The organism is Stenotrophomonas sp. S4 (assembly GCF_054187805.2).
Window position 1 is genome coordinate 1,440,093 of record NZ_CM196188.1, and the last position, 20,230, is coordinate 1,460,322.

At 66.7% G+C, this 20,230-nt stretch carries 16 protein-coding genes; 1 reads left to right on the forward strand and 15 read right to left on the reverse strand.

The window, feature by feature from the left end; genetic code table 11:
• Nucleotides 1-32 precede the first annotated feature (32 nt).
• The 7 genes from ACUZUJ_RS06590 to lpxD form a co-directional block, all read right to left on the reverse strand.
• On the reverse strand, nucleotides 33-902 hold the full coding sequence (locus ACUZUJ_RS06590) for a hypothetical protein (protein ID WP_101765186.1): 870 nt from the start codon (nucleotides 900-902) through the stop codon (nucleotides 33-35).
• Between the two features lie 64 nt (nucleotides 903-966).
• Nucleotides 967-4,557 (reverse strand): DNA polymerase III subunit alpha, encoded by a 3,591-nt coding sequence (dnaE, locus tag ACUZUJ_RS06595; protein WP_458220078.1) that lies wholly within the window; start codon nucleotides 4,555-4,557, stop codon nucleotides 967-969.
• A 267-nt stretch (nucleotides 4,558-4,824) separates the two neighbouring features.
• Nucleotides 4,825-5,490, reverse strand: coding sequence for a ribonuclease HII (gene rnhB / locus ACUZUJ_RS06600; RefSeq protein ID WP_049446262.1), 666 nt, complete (start codon nucleotides 5,488-5,490; stop codon nucleotides 4,825-4,827).
• Nucleotides 5,487-6,689: a lipid-A-disaccharide synthase gene (lpxB, locus tag ACUZUJ_RS06605; RefSeq protein WP_235434952.1), complete on the reverse strand. Its 1,203-nt coding sequence runs from the start codon at nucleotides 6,687-6,689 to the stop codon at nucleotides 5,487-5,489. Before lpxB ends, rnhB begins: the two co-directional genes overlap by 4 nt.
• A 53-nt stretch (nucleotides 6,690-6,742) precedes the next feature.
• The gene (lpxA, locus tag ACUZUJ_RS06610; RefSeq protein ID WP_014036498.1) at nucleotides 6,743-7,534 is read right to left on the reverse strand and encodes an acyl-ACP--UDP-N-acetylglucosamine O-acyltransferase; all 792 of its coding nucleotides are present in this window, start codon (nucleotides 7,532-7,534) and stop codon (nucleotides 6,743-6,745) included.
• 16 nt (nucleotides 7,535-7,550) lie between these two features.
• Nucleotides 7,551-8,009: a 3-hydroxyacyl-ACP dehydratase FabZ gene (fabZ, locus tag ACUZUJ_RS06615; protein ID WP_005415845.1), complete on the reverse strand. Its 459-nt coding sequence runs from the start codon at nucleotides 8,007-8,009 to the stop codon at nucleotides 7,551-7,553.
• Nucleotides 8,006-9,028, reverse strand: coding sequence for a UDP-3-O-(3-hydroxymyristoyl)glucosamine N-acyltransferase (gene lpxD, locus ACUZUJ_RS06620; RefSeq protein ID WP_458220077.1), 1,023 nt, complete (start codon nucleotides 9,026-9,028; stop codon nucleotides 8,006-8,008). The genes fabZ and lpxD overlap by 4 nt, the downstream gene beginning before the upstream one ends.
• 540 nt (nucleotides 9,029-9,568) lie before the next feature.
• Between lpxD and ACUZUJ_RS06625 the strand changes: the two genes are divergently transcribed.
• Complete coding sequence (locus tag ACUZUJ_RS06625; RefSeq protein WP_458220076.1) at nucleotides 9,569-10,114, forward strand: hypothetical protein; 546 nt, start codon at nucleotides 9,569-9,571, stop codon at nucleotides 10,112-10,114.
• A gap of 303 nt (nucleotides 10,115-10,417) precedes the next feature.
• Here ACUZUJ_RS06625 and bamA read toward each other — a convergent pair whose 3' ends face one another.
• From bamA to ACUZUJ_RS06665, 8 genes are all read right to left on the reverse strand, one after another.
• Nucleotides 10,418-12,781: an outer membrane protein assembly factor BamA gene (bamA, locus tag ACUZUJ_RS06630; RefSeq protein WP_049446256.1), complete on the reverse strand. Its 2,364-nt coding sequence runs from the start codon at nucleotides 12,779-12,781 to the stop codon at nucleotides 10,418-10,420.
• A gap of 74 nt (nucleotides 12,782-12,855) precedes the next feature.
• A complete protein-coding gene (rseP, locus tag ACUZUJ_RS06635) occupies nucleotides 12,856-14,214 on the reverse strand; it encodes an RIP metalloprotease RseP (protein ID WP_458220075.1) in 1,359 nt (452 codons plus the stop codon).
• Between the two features lie 55 nt (nucleotides 14,215-14,269).
• Entirely contained in the window at nucleotides 14,270-15,460 is a 1,191-nt protein-coding gene (locus ACUZUJ_RS06640; RefSeq protein WP_014036503.1) for a 1-deoxy-D-xylulose-5-phosphate reductoisomerase, read from the reverse strand.
• 2 nt (nucleotides 15,461-15,462) lie between these two features.
• A complete protein-coding gene (locus tag ACUZUJ_RS06645; protein WP_014036504.1) occupies nucleotides 15,463-16,299 on the reverse strand; it encodes a phosphatidate cytidylyltransferase in 837 nt (278 codons plus the stop codon).
• Entirely contained in the window at nucleotides 16,296-17,063 is a 768-nt protein-coding gene (uppS, locus tag ACUZUJ_RS06650) for a polyprenyl diphosphate synthase (protein ID WP_032956844.1), read from the reverse strand. The genes ACUZUJ_RS06645 and uppS overlap by 4 nt, the downstream gene beginning before the upstream one ends.
• A gap of 5 nt (nucleotides 17,064-17,068) precedes the next feature.
• Nucleotides 17,069-17,623, reverse strand: a complete 555-nt coding sequence (gene frr / locus ACUZUJ_RS06655; protein ID WP_014036506.1) for a ribosome recycling factor — start codon at nucleotides 17,621-17,623, stop codon at nucleotides 17,069-17,071.
• 96 nt (nucleotides 17,624-17,719) lie between these two features.
• Nucleotides 17,720-18,448 (reverse strand): UMP kinase, encoded by a 729-nt coding sequence (gene pyrH, locus ACUZUJ_RS06660; protein ID WP_005415854.1) that lies wholly within the window; start codon nucleotides 18,446-18,448, stop codon nucleotides 17,720-17,722.
• 121 nt (nucleotides 18,449-18,569) lie between these two features.
• A complete protein-coding gene (locus ACUZUJ_RS06665; protein ID WP_014036507.1) occupies nucleotides 18,570-20,108 on the reverse strand; it encodes a GGDEF domain-containing protein in 1,539 nt (512 codons plus the stop codon).
• Nucleotides 20,109-20,230 lie beyond the last annotated feature (122 nt).

A 20,230-nucleotide genomic window follows, 5' to 3' on the forward strand; every position in this document is an offset into this window, starting at 1 on the left:
GTAGCGCAGCCGGGCAGGGGGCGCCAGTCAGCTCAGGGCACCACCAGGGCGCTGCGGCCCATCAGCTGGCTGCGCTGCGAGACGAAGTCGTTGTAGGCCTCGTTGGCCTCCCGGCCCAGGCCGCTGCCGAGGCTGGCGGTGGCCGAGGTGAAGGCCATCTGTGCGGCGAAATCCTGCTTGCGCAGGGCCTTCTGTTCATCGGCGGTGGTGGCCTTCAGCCAGCGGGCATAGACCTCGCGCAGCGGCGCGGCATGCGCCTCGAAGGCCGGTACCAGCGCGGGCAGGCTGGCCGGGGCCGGTTCCAGCTTGAAGGCCGGGGCCACGTAGCCGGCCGGCTGTTCACGCTTGAACGCGCCCGGCTCGCCCATGCCGTCTTCGACGTAGGCGATGAAGTCCGGCGCGGTGAACACCTTGGCCACGATCTGGCCGCCGCTGGAATCAACATGGGCCACCACTTTTTCCTTCGGGAACGGTTCGCGCACGCCGTAGGTCCAGGTCTTGTCGATGAACAGTGCGTGGCTTTTCTCGAACGGGCCTTCGAAGTCGACGCCGCCCAGCTGGATACCGGAATTGCCGACGCCGAAGTTCTTCACCTTGCTTTCGTCGGTGACATAGATCTCGCGGGCGATCACGTACTCGCTGAGGGTCGGGTTGATCAGCCCGCCACGACCGTCGACGTAGACGATGAAGCGCACATCACCGAGCTTGTCGGTGTGCAGGCGATGCTCGCCGATGGCCAGCGAGACCGGGCGCGAACCCTGCGCGGCCACCGGCAGGTCCTGGCCGTCGATGCTCAACGCCAGCGGCGTGTCGGTCGGGTTGTCGATCTGGAACTCGATCTTCGACGGGGAGCAGGCGGCCAGGGCCAGTGCGGCAGCGAACGGGAACAGCAGGGTCTTCATCGGCAATCGTCCTTGATACTTGGAACGGGGAAACAGGGGGGACAGGAAAACCAGGGAGCCAGCCTCAGCTGGCCCAGGGCGGGCTGTAGCGCACCTTCAGCGTGCGCACGGCCGGGTCGGCGCGCAGCGCCTCCATCAGCTTGGAATCGATGCGCACCGCGCTCTGCCCGGACACATCGAGCATGCCGGCGACGCCGCCGTGCGGCCCCTTCAGCAGCAGGTCCAGGCGCAGCGGCGTGCGGCCGGGGCGATGGCGGTCGAGCAGGGCGTCGATGCGCTCCCAGACCGGGCGCTGCTGGCGCAGGTCCAGGCGCAGCGAGAGCCGCGTGGCGTAGTTGGCGCAGACTTCGTCGAAGTCCCAGCACTGGCGGATGCGCAGCGCGAAGCCGCCGTTGAATTCGTCCTCGCGCAGGCCACCCTTGACCACCAGGATGCGGTCCTTGGTCATCAGGTGGCCGAATTCGGCCATCGCGTCGGAGAACGCGCTGCACTCGACGCGGCCACGGCCGTCCTCGAGCTGGATGAAGATCTGGCTCTCACCCTTGCGGCGCACGCCGACCACCTGGCCGGCCAGTACGGTCTGCACTTCCGGGCGCCAGCGCTTTTCGCCGCCACCACCGCCACCGCTGTTGGCGCTCCAGATCTTCTCCACCGCGCCCAGGTCGTTGCCGACCAGGTCGCGCACATCGTCGCGCCAGGGATCGAACGGGTGGCCGCTGAGGTAGAAGCCCAGCGTGTCGCGCTCGCCGTTCAGGCGCTGCAACAGCGGCCATTCCTCGGCCTCGGGCAGGTCCAGCTGGATCGTGGTCGCGCTCGGGTCGGGGCCGCCGAACAGCGAGTTCTGGCCCGACGCACGTTCGCGCGCCATCTGGTCGGTGGCCTTGATCACCTCCGGCAACTGCAGCATCAGCGAGGCGCGGTTGTGGCCGAGCTCATCCAGTGCGCCGCAGTTGATCATCGCTTCCAGCGTGCGCCGGTTGAGCTTGGCCGAACCGACGCGGGTGCAGAAGTCGAGCAGGTCCTTGTACTCCCCGCCCTTCAGGCGTTCGTCCACCACCGCTTCGCAGGCACCCTGGCCGACGCCCTTGATCGCGCCCAGCCCGTACTGGATGGTGTCCGGCGTCACCGCCTCGAACATGAAGGCCGATTGGTTAACCTTCGGCGGCAGCACGGTCAGGCCGAGGTTGCGCACCTCGTCGAGGAAGCCGACCACCTTGTCGGTGTTGTCCAGGTCCGAGGACAGCGTGGCGGCCATGAACTCGGCCGGGTAGTGGCGCTTCAGCCAGGCGGTCTGGTAGCTGACCAGCGCGTAGGCAGCGGCGTGCGACTTGTTGAAGCCGTAGCCGGCGAACTTCTCCATCAGGTCGAAGATCGCATCGGCCTTGGCCTCGTCCACGCCGTCCTTGGCCGCGCCTTCGCGGAAGATCTCGCGGTGCTTGGCCATTTCCGCCGGCACCTTCTTGCCCATCGCGCGGCGCAGCAGGTCGGCGCCGCCCAGCGAGTAGCCGCCGACGATCTGCGCCATCTGCATCACCTGCTCCTGGTACACCATGATGCCGTAGGTGTCCTTCAGGATCGCTTCGGTGCGCGGATCGGGATAGATGATTTCTTCCTGGCCGTGCTTACGCGCGTTGAAGGAGGGAATCAGGTCCATCGGGCCGGGGCGGTACAGCGACACCAGCGCGATCAGGTCTTCGAAACGGTCGGGGCGCGCGTCCTTCAGCAGGCGGCGCATGCCCGAGGATTCGAACTGGAACACCGCGCCGGTATTGCCGTTGGCGAAGATGTCCTTGTAGGTGGGCGTGTCGTCCAGCGGGATCGCGGCGATGTCCACCGGCGGGATGCCGGCGCGCTCATGGCGCTTGTTGATCGCCTTCACCGCCCAGTCGATGATGGTCAGTGTGCGCAGGCCCAGGAAGTCGAACTTCACCAGGCCCACTTCTTCCACGTCGTTCTTGTCGAACTGGGTGACCGGGTTCTTGCCGAGGCCGTTCTCGTCGTGTTCGGCGTACAGCGGGCAGAACTCGCTCAGCGGCTCGGGCCCGATCACCACGCCACCGGCGTGCTTGCCGGCGTTGCGGGTCAGGTCTTCCAGCTGCAGCGCCAGATCGATCAGGTCGCGGACATCGTCCTCGGTCTCGTAGCGCTGGATCAGTTCGGCCGAGGCCATTTCCGAGCTCGGGCCTTCCTTGCCCTTGCCCAGCGCATCCTTCAGGTGGATGCCGAGGATGTTCGGGATCAGCTTGGAGACGCCGTCGACCAGGCCGTACGGGAAACCGAGCACGCGGCCGGAGTCGCGCACCACCGCCTTGGCGGCCATGGTGCCGTAGGTGATGATCTGGCTGACGCGCTCGCGCCCGTACTTGCGTGCGACGTAGTCGATCACCTCGTCGCGGCGGTCCATGCAGAAGTCGATGTCGAAGTCGGGCATCGACACGCGTTCGGGATTGAGGAATCGCTCGAACAGCAGGTTGTACGGCAGCGGGTCCAGATCGGTGATCTTCAGCGCCCACGCCACCAGCGAACCGGCACCCGAACCACGGCCGGGGCCGATCGGAATGCCCTGGTTCTTGCCCCACTGGATGAAGTCGGCCACGATCAGGAAGTAGCCCGGGAAGCCCATCTTGATGATGGTGTTGAGCTCGAATTCCAGGCGCTCGAAATACTCTTCGCGGGTCTTGCCCGGCGCCAGCGGATTCTTCTCCAGGCGCTCTTCCAGGCCGTTGCGCGACATCTTCTGGATCCAGGTGTCCAGGGTCTCGTCGTCCGGCACCGGGTAGTTGGGCAGGAAGTAGGTGCCCAGCCGCATCTCGATGTTGCAGCGCTCGGCCAGCGCCAGCGTGTTGTCGATCGCATCGGGGATGTCGGCGAACAGCGCGCACATCTCCTCGGCCGACTTCAGGTACTGCTGGTCGCTGTATTCGCGCGGACGCTTGGGGTCGTCCAGCACGCGGCCGGTGGAAATGCACACGCGCGCTTCGTGCGCGCTGAAGTCCGACGGCGACAGGAAGCGCACATCATTGCTGGCCACCACCGGCAGGCCGCGCTGGCCGGCGGCCATCAGCGCGAACTGGTTGAAGGTTTCCTCGCCCTCGCGGCCGGTGCGGGTCAGCTCCAGGTGCAGGCCATCGCCGAACACGCGCTGCCAGTCGGCCAGCTGCTGCTCGGCCAGTTCATGCTTGCCGTCCAGCGCCAGGCGCCCGGCCAGGCTTTGCCGGCCGGCCAGCGCGAACAGGTTGGCGTTGCCGGCCTTCAGCCAGTCCGGGTGCACGGCCACGCCGCCTTCCGGGCGATGGCCTTCCATCCAGGCGCGGGTCAGCAGGCGCGACAGGCTCAGGTAGCCCTCGCGATCGCGGCACAGCAGGGTCATCCGCCACGGGTCCTGGCCTTCCTCGGCGATCAGCACGTCGGCGCCGGCGATCGGCTTGATGCCCACGCCTTCGGCCGCCTTGTAGAACTTGACCAGGGCGAACAGGTTGTTGAGGTCGGTCACCGCCAGCGCGGGCAGGCCGAGTTCGACCGAGCGCGACAGCAGGTTGGCCTGCTTGGCCTTCTTCGGATCCGCCTGGTCGGGCTTGGCCGGCACGCGGATGGTCGAGTCCGCCAGCGAGAACTCGGTGTGGACGTGGAGATGTACGAAGCGGGAATTGGACATGCCGGACCAGGTTGGAGCGCGCGGGCCCCGGGTGCTGACGGAAGATCGTCGCCGGGGTCGGGATGCGCTGGAGTGCCCGGTCAGGGTAGCGAGGGCAGGGGGAGGCGACAAGCTCTTGACGGCACGCGATATCGCATTCGCGCTCTCGCTGCCCATGGTTCGCAGGCGAACCGCGGGCCCCGTCTCACCACGCTTCCACACCCTCCCGCCAGGGGCGCGTCCCCCTGACTCAGGGGGACGGTTTCCCAGCTGGGTTGTGGCAGCCGTTCAGGCGATCGCGATGGTGGCCGCCTGCGCCGCTTCCAGGCATTCACGCACCGGGGCGAAGCTGCGCCGGTGCTCCACGCAGGGGCCGTGCTCGCGCAGGGCGGCCAGGTGGGCCGGGGTGCCGTAGCCCTTGTGCTGCTCGAAGCCGTACTGAGGGTGGCGGGTATGCACGTCCAGCATGTAACGGTCGCGCGAGACCTTGGCCAGGATCGAGGCGGCCATGATCGCGCGGTCGATGCCATCGCCGCCGACCAGCGCCTGCGCCGGCAGCACCAGGCCCTTGGGTACCACGTTGCCATCGATGCGGGCGAAGCCGGCCACATGGGCCACCGCTGCAACAACGTCACGCATGCCCTGCAGGGTGGCCTGGTAGATGTTCAGGCGGTCGATGGTGTCCACGTCCACCAGCACCACATGCCAGGCCAGGGCGCGCTCGACGATGCGGTCATGCAGCTGCTCGCGGCGGGCCGCGGTCAACTGCTTGGAATCGTCCAGGCCGTTGATGCGTGGCCGTGACGGATCGAATACCACCGCCGCCACCGCCACCGGTCCGGCCAGCGGGCCACGCCCGGCCTCGTCGACACCGGCGACCAGGCGCTCCGGCTCGACCACCGTCGCGCCGTCGAACAGGGCCAGGCTGGCCGCAGCGGCGTGACGGCGGCTCATGCCTGCGCCTGGTCGCGCATCAGCAGCTCGCCGACGGCATCGGCGGCACGCGCCGAAGCGTTGCGGCGCAGGCGCTCGTGCAGGCGCACGTACGTGTCCTGCAGGTCGATCACCCGCTGCGGGTGGTCGAACCACTGCTGGATGGCCGCGGCCAGCCTGTCCGGCGTGCAGTCGTGCTGCATCAGCTCCGGCGCCAGGTCCTGGCCGGCCAGGATGTTGGGCAGGGCGAAGCGGTCGACCTTGATCAGGCCCAGCGCCTTGACCAGCCGGTAGGTCAGTTCATTGACGCGGTAACCGACCACCATCGGGCGCTTCACCAGCATGGCTTCCAGGGTCGCGGTGCCGGAGGCCAGCACCACCACGTCTGCGGCGATCATCGCGTTGCGCGCCTGGCCATCCAGCACGTGCGAATAGGCCACCGGCAACGCCGAGCGCGACAGCTGTTCTTCGATCAGCTGCCGGCAGGCCGGGTTGGCGGCCGGCACCACCACATGCAGGCCCGGAATGCGTTCGGAAACCTGCCAGGCGGCTTCGAAGAAGGGTTCGCCCAGGCGCGAGATCTCGCCCAGGCGGCTGCCCGGCAATACCGCCAGCACCTTGGCCGAGGTCGGAAGGCCGAGCGCGGCGCGTGCTTCCTCGCGGTTGCCCTGCAGCGGAATGTCATCGGCCATCGGGTGGCCGACGAAACGCGCATCGATGCCGTGCCTGGCATAGATCGGTGGCTCCATCGGGAACAGGCAGAGCACCAGGTCCGCGCTGCTGCCGATCTTCTCGGCGCGCTTCTCGCGCCAGGCCCAGACCGAGGGACTGACGTAATGCACGGTGCGTACGCCGCGCTGCTTCAGCCAGCGCTCGATGCCCAGGTTGAAGTCGGGTGCGTCGATACCGACGAACACGTCCGGCTGCCATTCCAGGGCGCGCTGGCGGAACGCCGAGCGCAGCTTCAGCAGTCGCGGCAGGTGGCGCAGCACTTCGGTCAGGCCCATCACCGCCAGCTCGCTGGCATCGTGCCAGGTCTGGCAGCCAGCGCTGCGCATGGCATCGCCACCAATGCCGGCGAACTCGGCATTCGGGAAGCGCGCCTTCAGTTCACGCACCAGGCCCGCACCGAGCAGGTCGCCGGACGCTTCACCGGCAACCAGCGCGATCCGCAACGGGCGCTCGCTGAGCACCCGCTGCGCGGGAACGCTGCCGGCCATCGAGGCCAGCGGAATCACCGCGGCGCCGGCCGGCGCCTGGCCGGTCGTGCTGCTCATCGCAGCAAGGGCCTCTCGGCGTGCTCGATGAAGTCCAGCATGGCCTTCACGTCATCGCTGTCACGCGCCTGTTCGGTCAGCTGCACCTTGGCTTCGGCCAGCGGCAGGCCAGCCACGTACAGCGTGCGGTAGGCACGCTTGATGGCCGAGATGCGGTCGGCATCGAAGCCGCGGCGCTTCAGGCCTTCGCTGTTGATGCCGCGCGGGCGGCCCAGCGAATCGGTACCGACCATGGTGAACGGCGGTACATCGCCATTGGTCAGCGCGCCCATGCCGAGGAAGGCATGCGCACCGATGCGGCAGAACTGGTGGGCACCGGCGAAGCCGCTGATGATCACGTAGTCGCCCACGGTGACGTGGCCGGCCAGGGTGGTGTTGTTGGAGAACACGCAGAAGTTGCCGACATGGCAGTCGTGCGCCACGTGCGTGTAGGCCAGCATCCAGTTGTCGTTGCCGATGGTGGTGATGCCGCCGCCGCCGCCGGTGCCACGGTTGAGCGTGACGAACTCGCGGAACACGTTGCGGTCGCCGATCACCAGTTCGGTGCGCTCACCGGCGAACTTCTTGTCCTGCGGCTCGCCACCGATCGCGGCATGGCCGACGAAGCGGTTGTCGCGGCCGATCCGGGTCGGGCCGTGGATGCTGCAATGGGGGCCCACCACCGTGCCGGCGCCGATTTCAACGTCGGGGCCGATCAGGGTGAAGGCGCCCACCTGCACATCGTCGGCCAGGCGCGCGGCCGGATCGATGACGGCGGTGGGGTGGATCCGCGGTGCGTTGTCAGTCATTGCTGCCTCCAGTGGATCAGCCCTTGGCGCCGGCGCACATGACCTCGGCCGACGCGACGACTTCGCCGTTGACCTTGGCTTCGCCGTAGTACCAGCCCATGTTGCGGATCAGGCGCTTCATCTGCACATCCAGCATCAGCACGTCGCCGGGCACGACCTGCTTGTTGAAGCGGGCGTTTTCCACCTTGACCATGTAGAACAGCTTGGACTGCGCATCGCGGCCGAGCGTGAGCTGGGTCATGACGCCGCCGGCCTGCGCCAGCGCTTCGATGATCAGCACGCCGGGCATGATCGGGCGGCCCGGGAAGTGGCCCTGGAAGAACGGCTCGTTGATGCTGACGTTCTTCTGCGCCAGGATGCGCTTGGCCTCGACGTCGAGTTCAAGCACCCGGTCCACCAGCAGGAACGGGTAGCGGTGCGGAAGCAGTTCCTGGATCTGGCAGACGTCGATCGGAAGCTGCAGCGAATCGTTCATTCTTTCTCCTTGCCAGCAGCCAGGACACGGCGAGCCAATGCGTCCAGCTGCTTGAAGCGCGCGGCGTTCTTGCGCCACGTGCGGTTGTCGGTCAACGGGGTGCCGGACGAATACTCGCCCGGCTCATGGATGGAATTGCGGACCACCGACTTGCCGGTGATCACGACCTTGTCGCAGATTTCGAGGTGGCCGACCACGCCAACGTGGCCGCCGAGCAGGCAGTAGCGGCCGATCTTGGCGCTGCCGGCGATACCGGTGCAGCCGGCAATGGCCGAGTGCGCGCCGATCTGCACGTTGTGCGCGATCTGTACCAGATTATCCAGGCGCACGTCCTCGGCGAGGATGGTGTCTTCCAGTGCGCCACGATCAACGCAGGTGTTGGCGCCGATCTCGCAATCGTCGCCGATGTGCACGCCGCCCAGCTGCGGCACCTTGATCCACTTGCCGGCGTCCATCGCCAGGCCGAAGCCATCGGCGCCGAGCACGGCACCCGGGTGCACGCGCACGCGCTTGCCGAGCTTGACCCGGGTAACCAGGGTGACCCGGGCGATCAGTTCGCAGCCATTGTCCAGGCTGCAGTCTTCGCCGATGACGCTGCCGGTGCCGATGATGCAGTTCTCGCCGACCACGCTGCGTGCGCCGATGGAGACGAACGGGCCGATATGGGCGCTGGCGGCGACCTGTGCGCTGGGATCGATGACGGCGCTGGGGTGGATCCCCGGCGGCCGCGTCGGCGCGATGTCGAACAGCGCGGCGATCTTGGCGAAGGTGGTGTATGGGTCCTTGGCGACGAGCGCAGTGCCCGGGGCGGCCTCGGCGTCGTCGGCACGCAGGACCACCAGCGAGGCCTGGCTGTCGGCCAGTTGGGCGCGATAGCGTGGATTGGCGAGAAAGGTCAGCTGGCCAGGACCGGCATGGGCGAGGGTAGCCACGCCATGGATGGCGGTGGCGGGGTCGCCATGGACCTGCAGGCCGAACTGCTCGGCGAGTTGCTGGGCGGTGTAGGTGGGAGTATTCACGGCGGGAGTTTAACGTGTGACGCCATTGCGGTCATGCGGGGGCAGAAGCGGCGCCTGCCTGATGTCCCGGGGTGATGGCGCAGGGAGCTGCCTGGGACACGTTTTGAACCACGTTTGCGGTCCGGCCCTGCCGTTGGCGGCCATGGGTTCGGGCGCTGTGAAATCCTGCCTCTGCAGCAGGGCGTCCTCATCACCAGGGGCTCGATGAGGTCATTCGAGGTTGTTGCGGAGCTAGTCTGCCCCCTTGCAAATTCGTTGGATGGGGGGCGCAGCTGGCCTGCGGCAACGTCGATTGCTTCCTCTGAAGCCAAGCCCAAACGACCGCGCACAAACGGGAGCGTCCCCTGTAAACCCCGGCGAAACAAAATTGTCCTGGTAAGCGGCTGCAGCGATAGCCATAGAAGATTAACGTTGCGGAGAATAGTCGTGTTCGGCTTTGAGAAAAATTCGAAATATGCCGTGAATTCCGTGACAAAGAAAATGTATTGATAGCATCGCAATGGCAGGCAAGATGCCTGCGCCCATTGGATGGAATTCATAGTGAATGCAAAGATCGTAGGTCTTGTTTCATTGCTGCTGTGCGCCGGAGGTGCATCGGCTACCCCTTCATTTGAATCGACTGTGGCGAGGCCAGCCATTGCACCCGAAGACTCGGGACTGTCGCTTCCCTCGGGGGTTGTCTTGCGAGAGATATTCAGGATCTATCGTCCTGCAACAAATACTCATGTCACGCACTTCTACTGGCCCGAAAATTGGGAGGGTATCGGGTACAAGTATGAAGGGACGTTAGGTTTTATTTCGGCGACACCCTTCGAGAACAGCGCCCTGATCCGAAATTGTGTGGGACCACATTCATGGAATTATTTCACATCGCTGGACCCGAATTGCGAGGCGTCAACTGGGGGGGTAGTGCTGCCGGGAGACTGGAATCTTGGATATATCTCCACTGTTCAGATTCCTGGGTCAGTTCCCCTCTACCGTTGTGGCTTCATATGGCAGGGCAAGATTCGCCATTTCGACAGCCGCGATTTCGCTTGTGAAGGAGTGGGTGGCACTGGCGCTGTTCTGGGCTACGTCTTTCTCTAGAATCATTTGAGGTCTTCTTTCAGTTCTCAAACTGTCGGTGGACTCAAATTGCTACTTGGAGTGGCGAAGAATTGATGGAAACGAAAACGCCGGGCAATGCCCGGCGCTTCGCACCCCGTCTGGTGGAGAGACCCCCTTTGTTAAGGGGGGCGCGCCGCTGGGAATCGCAGGAGCGATTCCCAACGTTGCGATGCAACGGCCCGAAGGGCGCATGCCATGGATGGCATGCGTAACGGCGCGGGGGATAGGTGAAATGCGGGGGCAATTCACCGGAGGTGGATCAGTTCTGAGGAACAGAGTTCCTCAGAACTGGCCACCGAACGTGAATTGCAGACGCTCGATCTTGTCATCGTCTTCCTTCTTCAGCGGGAAGGCGTAGCTGATCGAGATTGGGCCGACCGGGGCGCGCCACAGCAGGGCCACACCGGTGGACACGCGCAGCTCGTTGGCCTTGAAGTTCTTGGTGCCGTTGTAGACATTGCCGAAGTCGACGAAGGCCGACACGCGTGCCGACGGGCTGTCGAACAGGCGCGGGAAGTAGGCTTCGACCGAACCGACGGTCTTCAGCGAACCACCCAGCGGCTGCCCTTCGGGGTAGCCGCGGGTGACTTCGCGCGGGCCGAGGGTGTTGTCCTCGAAGCCTCGCACCGAGTTGGTACCACCGGCGTAGAAGTTCTCGAAGAACGGCAGGCCGCTGGCGGTGACCGTGCGGGTAGTGCCGTCGCCGTTGTCGATGACACGGGTGTAGTCCTTGCCGTAGGCATCGCCGTAGCCGATCTCCGCGCGGGTGTTGATCACCAGCGACGGCATGATCGGCCAGTACTTGCTGATCTGGTAGTTCAGCTTGTAGTACTCGATGGTCGAACCCGGCAGCGTGGTTTCCAGGCCGATGCGCTGGTAGGTGCCGCGGGTCGGCATGAAATAGTCGTTGCGCGAGTCGCGCGCCCAGCCCAGCTCGGTGCGCCAGGCATGGAAGGTACGCTTACCGACCGCATTGATGTAGTCGATGATCGACGGCGGGGTGGAGCCTTCGTAGGTGGTGATCTGGTTGCTGTCGATGCCGAACATCAGCGAGACGGTGTCGGTCTCGGTCAGCGGCACGCCGAACACCACCTGCGCCGAACCATTGGTGCTGTTGTACTGCGCGGTGTTGAAGTCGGAGTAGTCCAGTTCGCGCCAGGACAGGTTGTAGCCCAGCGACACGCCGTCATCGGTGAAGTACGGGTTGGTGTAGCTGAAGCCGTAGCGCTGCAGGTAGCTGCTGCGCGAGGCTTCGACCGACACGCGGTTGCCGCCGCCGAGGAAGTTGTTCTGCGACAGCTGCACCGAGGTGGTCATGCCGTAGGACTGCGAGTAGCCCAGGCCGAACACGAAGCTGCCCGAGGTGGTTTCCTTGACGTTGTAGACGACGTCGACCTGGTCGTTGCTGCCGCTGACGGCCGGGGTTTCCACTTCCACCGATTCGAAGTAGCCCAGGCGCTGCAGGCGGATCTTGGAGCGGTCGATCGCGGCCTGCGAGTACCAGCTGTTCTCGAACTGGCGCAGCTCGCGACGCATCACTTCGTCGGAGGTACGGGTATTGCCGCGGAACAGGATGCGGCGCACCGACACGCGCGGGCCGGGCACGACCTGCATGTTGATGGCGACGGTCTGCTCGGCGCGGTTGGTGGTCGGAATCGGGTTCACCTTGGCGAACGCGTAGCCGATGTTGGACAGCGAATTGGTGATGGTGTCCGAGCTGAATTCCAGCAGGGCGCGCGAGAACGTGTCGCCGGACTTCTGGATCACCATGCGCTCGACGTCCTCCTGCGGGAGGATGGTGTCGCCGCTGACCTTGATCTCGGAGATCTTGTACTGCGCACCCTCGGTCACGCCCGCGGTCAGGAACATGTCGCGCTTGTCGGGGCTGATCGAGACCTGGGTGGAATCGATGCTGAAATCGACGTAGCCGCGGTCCAGGTACCAGGAGTTGAGCTTTTCCAGGTCGCCGGACAGCTTTTCCTTGGAGTACTGGTCGTCACGGCGGTACCACGAGGCCCAGTTGTGCTCCTTGGACTCCCAGGTCTCCAGGATGTCCTTGCTCTCGTACTTCTCGGTGCCGACCAGGTTGACGTGGCGGATCTTGGCCGCCTTGCCTTCCTTGATGGCGATGGCGATGTCCACGCGGTTGCGGTCCAGCGGGCTCACCGTCGGGGTGATGTCGACGTTGTACTTGCCGCGGTCGTTGTACTGGCGGCGCAGTTCCTGGGTCACGCGGTCCAGGCTCAGGCGATCGAAGGTGCCGCCTTCGGTCAGGCCGATGTCGGACAGGCCCTTGAGCAGCTGGTCGGACTTGATGTCCTTGTTGCCGGTCACGGTCAGCTTGTTGATCGCCGGGCGTTCCTTGACGGTCACCACCAGGATCGTGCCCTGGCGGTCGAGCTGCACGTCTTCGAAGAAGCCGGTCTTGTACAGGGCGCGGATCGTCTCGCCGACCTTGTTGTCGGTGACCGTCTCGCCACGTTCCACCGGCAGGTAGGTGAACACCGTGCCCGAGCTGATGCGCTGCAGGCCATCGACGCGGATGTCGCTGACAGTGAAGGGCTCGGCTGCCTGGGCCAGGGCGGGAGCGCCGGTGACGGCGGCGAGGGCGAGGGCCAGCAGGCGGCGATTGGGGAGTCGCGTCATGTCACGTCCGGTAGGAAGGTCGATTTCATTGGTGCGGGATGCCGACGCTGTAGACGGCAACAACGTGGAAAAGTTCATCGCGGGACCAGGCCGAGGATGTCGTTGTAGAACGCCAACCCCATCAGCCCGGCCAGCAACGCCAGGCCGATGTATTGGCCGGCGGCGATGGCACGCTCGCTCAGCGGGCTGCCCTTGACCAACTCGATAAGGTAATACAGCAGGTGGCCGCCGTCCAAGATCGGGATCGGCAGCAGGTTGATGATGCACAGGCTGAGGGACAGCAGGGCAAGGAACTGCAGGAACCAGTCCAGGCCGCGCTTGGCCGAGACATTGGCCACGCGGGCGATGGTGACCGGCCCGGAAACGTTCTGCAGCGAGGCCTTGCCGGTGACGATGCGGCCCATCATGCCCAGCGAGTCGGCCGCCAGGCGGCCGGTTTCGCGCACCGCGACGGTCACCGCGTCCAGCGGCCCGTAGCGCAGCAGGGTGTCGTAGGCGGGGCTGTAGGTGGTGGGGAAGCCGACGCCGATCTGCCAGACCGGGTTGCCCTTGCCGTCCTTGCCCTGGCGCGGGGTGACTTCCAGCGCCAGGCGCTCACCGCCGCGCAGGACCTCGATCATGCCCGGTCCGCCGGCGCGGCCCAGGGCCTGGATCTCGCCGATCACCTGGTCGACGCTGTCGATGCGCTGGCCATCGATGGCCACGATCAGGTCGCCTGGCTGCAGCTGCCCGGCCACCACGGAGTCTGCGGTGAGTGAATCGACCCGCGCCGGCTGCAGCCACGACTGCCAGTACAGGCCGGCCAGGATCGGCACCCGCCGTTCATCGAAACCGGCCGGCAGCTGCGACAGCGGCAGGGTGCGCATGCGCACCTGGTCGGCGGCATCCAGCACCTCCAGCTTCACGTCGCGGCGGTCCATCGCGGCAGCGGTCAGCGCCATGCTGGCCTCGCCGAGGGTGACCACCTGGCGCTCGTCCACGCGCAGCACGCGGTCGCCGCTGGCCAGGCCGGCACTGGCGGCGATGCCGCTGACGCGGCCGATGGTGGGCGAGTAATCCTGCTTGCCGATCACGAACATCGCCCACAGCAGCAGGATGCACAGCAGCAGGTTGGCGATCGGGCCGGCGGCAACGATCGCGATGCGCTGCCAGACGGTCTTGTGGTTGAAGGCCTGGCCGCGCTCGTGCGGGTGGACTTCGACCTCGCGCTCGTCGAGGAACTTCACGTAGCCACCCAGCGGGATCGCGGCGATGGCGAACTCGGTACCGTGCCCGTCGCGGCGCGACCACAGCGGCCGGCCGAAGCCGACCGAGAAACGCAGGATCTTGACCCCGCACAGGCGCCCGACCCAGTAATGCCCGAACTCGTGGAACGTGACCAGCAGCCCGAGGCTGACAATCATCCACCAGACCGATCCGATGAAGTCAGTCATGCGGGCTCACAGTGGCGGGCAGGGGCGGCGGCGTCATGCTGGGCGAGGCGGTCGTTCAGGCGGCGTCGATGGCGTTCAGGGTGAGCTGGCGTGCCCGCTGGTCGGCGGACAACAGGACCTCCAGTGTATCGGCTGCTTGCGTCGGCAGTGTTGAAAGAGCGTTAGCAACCAGCTCCGGGATGGTCAGGAAACCGATCCGGCCCTGAAGAAACGCTGAAACCGCCTCTTCATTGGCGGCGTTCAGCACCGCCGGTGCGGTGCCGCCGGCCTGCATCGCCTGCCAGGCCAGGGCCAGGCAGGGGAAGGCGTCGGTGTCCGGGGCCTCGAAATCCAGCCGGCCCTGGGCCAGCAGGTCCAGCCCGGCCACGCCTGATTCGATGCGCTGCGGCCAGCCCAGGCCGACGGCGAGGGTGGTGCGCATGTCCGGCAGGCCCATCTGCGCCAGGGTCGAGCCGTCGACGAACTCGACCAGCGAATGGACCAGGCTCTGCGGGTGCACCAGCACCTCGATGCGTTCACCGGGCACGCCGAACAGGTGGTGGGCCTCGATGACTTCCAGGCCCTTGTTCATCAACGTCGCCGAATCGACCGAGATCTTCGGTCCCATCGACCACTTCGGGTGGGCAACGGCCTGCGCCGGGGTGACCTGGGCCAGTTCGGCGCGGCTGCGGCCACGGAACGGGCCGCCGGAGGCGGTCAGCAGGATCCGGCGCACGCCGGCGCCGTCGACGCTGGCGTCGCGCGAGCGCAGGCACTGGAAGATCGCGCTGTGTTCGCTGTCGATCGGGATGATTTCGGCACCGGCACGCTCGGCGGTGCGGGTCAGCAGTTCGCCGGCCAGCACCAGCGATTCCTTGTTGGCCAGCAGGATGCGCTTGCCGGCGGCGGCCGCGGCGAGGGTCGAGGACAGGCCGGCAGCGCCGACGATGGCCGCGACCACGGTATCGCAGGCGTCGCTGGCGGCCAGCTGGTCCAGCGCGGCCTGGCCGGCATGGGCCTCGGTGGCCAGTCCGGCGTCGCGCAGGCCATCGCGCAGCTCGGCGAACAGCGATTCGTCGGCGATCACCGCGTGTGCCGGCTTGTGCTGGCGGCACAACGCCAGCAGCGCCTGCACCTGGCGGCCGGCGGCGAGCACGGTGGCCTGGTAGCGCTGCGGGTGGCGGGCGATCACGTCCAGCGTGGAGGCACCGATCGAGCCGGTGGCGCCGAATACGGCGACCCGGCGCAGGTCTGCAGCAGCATTCATGGTCAGAACCCGAAGATTTCCTTGCCCAGCGCGAACACCGGTACGGCGGCCAGGACGCCGTCGACACGGTCGAGCACGCCGCCATGGCCCGGGATCAGGTGGCCCGAATCCTTGGCGCCGGCGTGGCGCTTGATGAGGCTCTCGAACAGGTCACCCAGCACCGAAGCGAACACGGCTACCACCGAGGTGATCAGCAGGCCCGGCAGGTGTGCGGTATCGATGCCGGCCAGCCAGCCCAGGCCGACGGCCACGGCGACACCGGCCAGCAGTCCGCCGAACAGGCCTTCCCAGGTCTTGTTGGGGCTGATCCGCGGGGCCAGCTTGTGCTTGCCGAAATGCCGGCCGGCGAAATAGGCGCCCGAGTCGGCCGCCCACACCAGCGCCAATGCAGCCAGCAGCCACAGGTGGCCCTGCTTGCCCGGCGGATCGCCACCGGCATGGATCAGCACCAGCGCGGCCCAGGCCGGGACGATGGCCAGGGTGCCGGCCAGCATCTTCAGGATGCGCGAGGGCGCCGACGGTTGTGCACCGAAGTTGAAGAAGCGCAGCCAGACCAGCGCGGCCAGCCACCAGGCAACGCCGGCCAGGGTGGTTATCTGGAACAGCACCAGCGTGCTGCCATCGGCCCAGACCAGCAGCACCATCAGCAGCAGGTTCAGCACCAGCAGCACGGTGCGCGCCAGGGTGTCTTCGATACCGGCCAGCTTCAGCCATTCCCACAGGCCGATCAGCAGCACCGCGGCGGCGGCGGCGGCCAGCCATTGCGTGGGCAGCAGCAGGATCGCCGCAATGGCAACCGGCGCCATGATCAGCGCGGCGAGGACTCGGGTCTTGGTCATGGGCTGGAAGTCTCGGTGGCCAGTGCGGCGATCTGGGCGCTGGTCAGGCCGAAACGACGCTCGCGGCCGGCATAGGCGTCCAGCGCCTGCTGCAGCTGCCCGGCATCGAAGTCCGGCCACAGGGCCTCGGTGAACCACAGCTCGGTGTAGGCCAGCTGCCACAGCAGGAAATTGCTGATGCGGGTGTCGCCGCCGGTGCGGATGAACAGGTCCGGCGGCGGCAGGTCGGCCAGGGCGACCTGGCTGCCCAGCAGCGATTCGTCGATCTGCTCGGGCAACAGGCGACCGGCCGCCACTTCGACGGCCAGGGCGCGCGCGGCGCGGGCGATGTCCTGGCGGCCACCATAGCTGGCGGCGATCGACAGGGTCAGGGTGGTGTTGTCGGCGGTGCGCTGCTCGGCCAGCTGCATGCGGCTGACCAGCCCGGCACCGAAGCGCTCGCGTTCGCCGATGAAGCGCACGCGCACGCCACGCCGGTGCAGCTCGTCCACTTCGCGGTCGAGTGCGCCGAGGAACAGCTTCATCAACGCATCCACTTCCTCCTGCGGCCGGCCCCAGTTCTCGCTGGAGAAGGCGAACAGGGTCAGCGCCGGAATGCCCAGTTCAAGGCAGCGCTCGATGGTGCGGTTGACCGCGCGGGCGCCGGCACGGTGGCCGATCACGCGGGGGCGACGGCGCTGCTGTGCCCAGCGCCCATTGCCATCCATGATGATGGCAATGTGGCGGGGCAGGGCGGCCGGCAACGGAGGCGGGGCTGAAGGCATCGACTTCAGACCGACAGCAGTTCTTTTTCCTTGTCGGCGACGACCTTGTCGACGTCCTTGATGTTGGCGTCGGTCAGCTTCTGGATGTCGTCTTCGCCGCGCTTCTTCTCGTCTTCGCTGATCGCCTTGTCCTTGACCAGCTTGGCGATTTCCTTGTTCGCGTCCTGACGGATGTTGCGGATCGCGATCTTGGCGCCTTCGCCTTCCTTCTGCACCTGCTTGGCCAGCTCCTTGCGGCGCTCTTCGGTCGGCGGCGGCATGTTGATGCGGATCGCGGTGCCCAGGGTGTTCGGGGTGAACTCGGCGTTGTAGAGACCCTTTTCGATCTCCTTGATCATGCTCTTGTCGAACGGCGTGACCAGCAGCGAGTGCGCGTCGGCGTTGGAGATCGAGGCAACCTGGTTCAGCGGGGTGCTGGCGTTGCCATAGGCACTGACCGTCACGCGGTCCAGCAGGGCCGGCGTGGCACGCCCGGTCCGGATGGAGGTGAGGGTGTGCTTCAGAGCGTCGATGCTCTTGGCCATGCGCGTCTGCGCGTTGTTCTTGATGTCGTTGAGCATCGCCCGGTCCTGGATGTATCTGGAATCGGGCGATTATAGGCGAATACGGGACGCTGCCGGGCCTGAATCGGCCCGGTCGTCGCTTTGCGCTCAGGCTCAGGCCGGGTCGCGGCCCTGGACCAGGGTGCCGATGTTCGCGCCGTTGAGGATCTTCAGCAGCTCGCCCGGCTGGCCCATGTCGAACACGCGCATCGGCAGGTCGCTGTCGCGGGCCAGTGCGAAGGCCGCGGTGTCCATCACTTCCAGGCCACGGCGGATCACTTCGTCGTAGCTCAGGCTGTCGAAGCGGACCGCATCGCTGTGCTTGTTCGGGTCCTTGTCGTACACGCCATCGACCTTGGTGGCCTTCAGCAGCAGGTCGGCGCCGATCTCGATCGCGCGTAGGGCTGCGCCGGAATCGGTGGTGAAGAACGGGCTGCCGACGCCGGCCGCGAAGATCACCAGGCGGCCCTTTTCCAGGTGGCGGATGGCGCGGCGGCGGATGTAGTCCTCGCACACGTCGTTGATCTTGATCGCGCTCATCACGCGCGCCTTGGCGCCCAGCTTCTCGAGGGCGTCCTGCATGGCCAGGGCGTTGATGACCGTGGCCAGCATGCCCATCTGGTCGCCGGTGACCCGGTCCATGCCGCCAGCAGCCAGGCCAGCGCCGCGGAAGATGTTGCCGCCGCCGATCACCAGCGCCACTTCGGCACCGGCCTGCTGGGCTTCGATGACCTCGCGGGCCAGGCGATTGATGATCTTCGGGTCGATGCCGTAGTCCTCATCTCCCATCAGCGCCTCCCCGGACAGTTTCAGAAGGATGCGGCGATAGGCGAGCTTGGACATGGGGACCTCGGGTGCGTGGAAATCGCGGGCGATTCTACGCGCATGCGGCGTCGTGCCAAAGTGTTTTGTGCACTGCGGCGCAGAATCCGGTGATTCGCCCCGGTCAACCGGGGCTTCCCCTTCAGCCCAGTTCGGCGCCGGCGGTGGCCGACAGCTCGTCGTGGCCGAGGGCGCCCGGTGAGCGGGCGATCACCCGGTTGCGGCCCAGGTTCTTGGAGCGGTACAGCACATCGTCGGCCGCGCGCAGCAGGTCCTGCACGTCGGCGAAGCGCTCGTAGCCACCCTGGGTGGCCACGCCGGCGGAGAAGGTGACGAACAGCGGCCCCCCTTCCAGCTCGGCCATCGGCGTGGCGACGATGTTGGCCAGTACCCGGCGGATCACGTCCAGGGCCACGCTTTCGCTGGTATTGGGCAGCAGCGCGACGAATTCCTCGCCGCCGAAGCGGGCGACGGTGTCGCTGTTGCGCAGCTGGCCCTGCAGCTTGCCGGCGAAGGCGCGCAGCACCTCGTCGCCGGTCAGGTGGCCGTGGGCGTCGTTGATCTTCTTGAAGTCGTCCAGGTCGATGAAGGCCACCGACAATGGCCAGCCCTGACGGCCGGCGCGCAGGAACTCCTGCTCCAGCACCGCTTCCAGCTGGCGGCGGTTGAGCACGCCGGTCAGCGCGTCACGATGGGCCTGGTCGGCGAGGCGCTTGGCGCGTGCCTCGAACTCGTCGGCGCGGCGGCGTGCCTGGTCGGCATCCTGCAGTTCGCGCAGGTTGCGCAGCGTGGCCAGCTCCTGCGCGTGATCGATCAGTTCGCGCACCCGGGACGGTGAATTGAGGCCGGCATCGAACAGGCTGGCGATATCGGGCAGGGCCTCGCTGATGCGGGCCAGGACCTGGTCGAAGCGCGCGCTGTCCAGTTCCAGGCGGTCGTGCACCTGCTGCAGGGCGCGCTCACGCGCGGCATCGGCGTCGGTATCCAGCCAGATGTCGGCCACCGCGCCGGACAGCTGCACGCAGGCCTGGAACGGCGATTCGGCGGCGTCCTCGTCCTCGCTGTGGCTGATGCTCTCGACCAGGTAGCGGGGCAGGCCCCATTGCTCGGCCACCCAGGCGCCGACCTCGGCATGGCTGCAGCCCAGTTCCTCGCGCTCGCGGGCGACCAGGTCGATGTTGTCGCGTGCCTCGCGCAGCAGCGGCAGGTAGCGCTCCGACTCGGCCTGGGCCAGGCACAGCACGCCCAGGTCCTGCAGCAGGCCGGCCAGCATCAGTTCCTCCAGCCGGCGCAGACCGCGCGCCTGGCCCAGCTGGCTGGCGGCCAGGGCGCTGAGGATGCTGCGCTTCCACGCGCGCTGGCGCAGGTCATGGTCGGCGCCGGTGCCGCCGGTCAGGCCCTGGGTGACGGTGAAACCCAGGGCGAGGCTGATCGTGGCGTTCAGGCCCAGCATGGTCAGCGCCTGGCCGAGGTTTTCGATGCGGCGGCGGCTGGCATACAGCGGCGAATTGGCGATGCGCAGCATGCGAGCGCTCAGCGCCATGTCGATGGCGATGATGTCGGCGGCTGTGGCGATGTCCGCTTCCGGGTCCTGGGCCAGTTCGATGATGCGCAGGGCAATACCGGGTGGCGAAGGCAGGTTGCGGCAGAGCGCCAGGGCAGCTGTCAGCTCGGGAGGCATGTCGGGTCGTTCAATTCCATTAGGACAAGAATACCTAGGAATGCATCACAGTCCGCGATTTTCGTTCCTGCTATGTGACTGTGGATTCCCTGCGCCGAGTATCGGCTTGATTCGCGCGCAAC

Bases quoted from the DNA above. Each gene is read 5' to 3' on its own strand.
- ACUZUJ_RS06590 (WP_101765186.1), bottom strand. From the start codon at position 902: ATGAAGACCCTGCTGTTCCCGTTCGCTGCCGCACTGGCCCTGGCCGCC.
- dnaE (WP_458220078.1), bottom strand. From the start codon at position 4,557: ATGTCCAATTCCCGCTTCGTACATCTCCACGTCCACACCGAGTTCTCG.
- rnhB (WP_049446262.1), bottom strand. From the start codon at position 5,490: ATGAGCCGCCGTCACGCCGCTGCGGCCAGCCTGGCCCTGTTCGACGGC.
- lpxB (WP_235434952.1), bottom strand. From the start codon at position 6,689: ATGGCCGGCAGCGTTCCCGCGCAGCGGGTGCTCAGCGAGCGCCCGTTG.
- lpxA (WP_014036498.1), bottom strand. From the start codon at position 7,534: ATGACTGACAACGCACCGCGGATCCACCCCACCGCCGTCATCGATCCG.
- fabZ (WP_005415845.1), bottom strand. From the start codon at position 8,009: ATGAACGATTCGCTGCAGCTTCCGATCGACGTCTGCCAGATCCAGGAA.
- bamA (WP_049446256.1), bottom strand. From the start codon at position 12,781: ATGACGCGACTCCCCAATCGCCGCCTGCTGGCCCTCGCCCTCGCCGCC.
- rseP (WP_458220075.1), bottom strand. From the start codon at position 14,214: ATGACTGACTTCATCGGATCGGTCTGGTGGATGATTGTCAGCCTCGGG.
- ACUZUJ_RS06640 (WP_014036503.1), bottom strand. From the start codon at position 15,460: ATGAATGCTGCTGCAGACCTGCGCCGGGTCGCCGTATTCGGCGCCACC.
- ACUZUJ_RS06645 (WP_014036504.1), bottom strand. From the start codon at position 16,299: ATGACCAAGACCCGAGTCCTCGCCGCGCTGATCATGGCGCCGGTTGCC.
- uppS (WP_032956844.1), bottom strand. From the start codon at position 17,063: ATGCCTTCAGCCCCGCCTCCGTTGCCGGCCGCCCTGCCCCGCCACATT.
- frr (WP_014036506.1), bottom strand. From the start codon at position 17,623: ATGCTCAACGACATCAAGAACAACGCGCAGACGCGCATGGCCAAGAGC.
- pyrH (WP_005415854.1), bottom strand. From the start codon at position 18,448: ATGTCCAAGCTCGCCTATCGCCGCATCCTTCTGAAACTGTCCGGGGAG.
- ACUZUJ_RS06665 (WP_014036507.1), bottom strand. From the start codon at position 20,108: ATGCCTCCCGAGCTGACAGCTGCCCTGGCGCTCTGCCGCAACCTGCCT.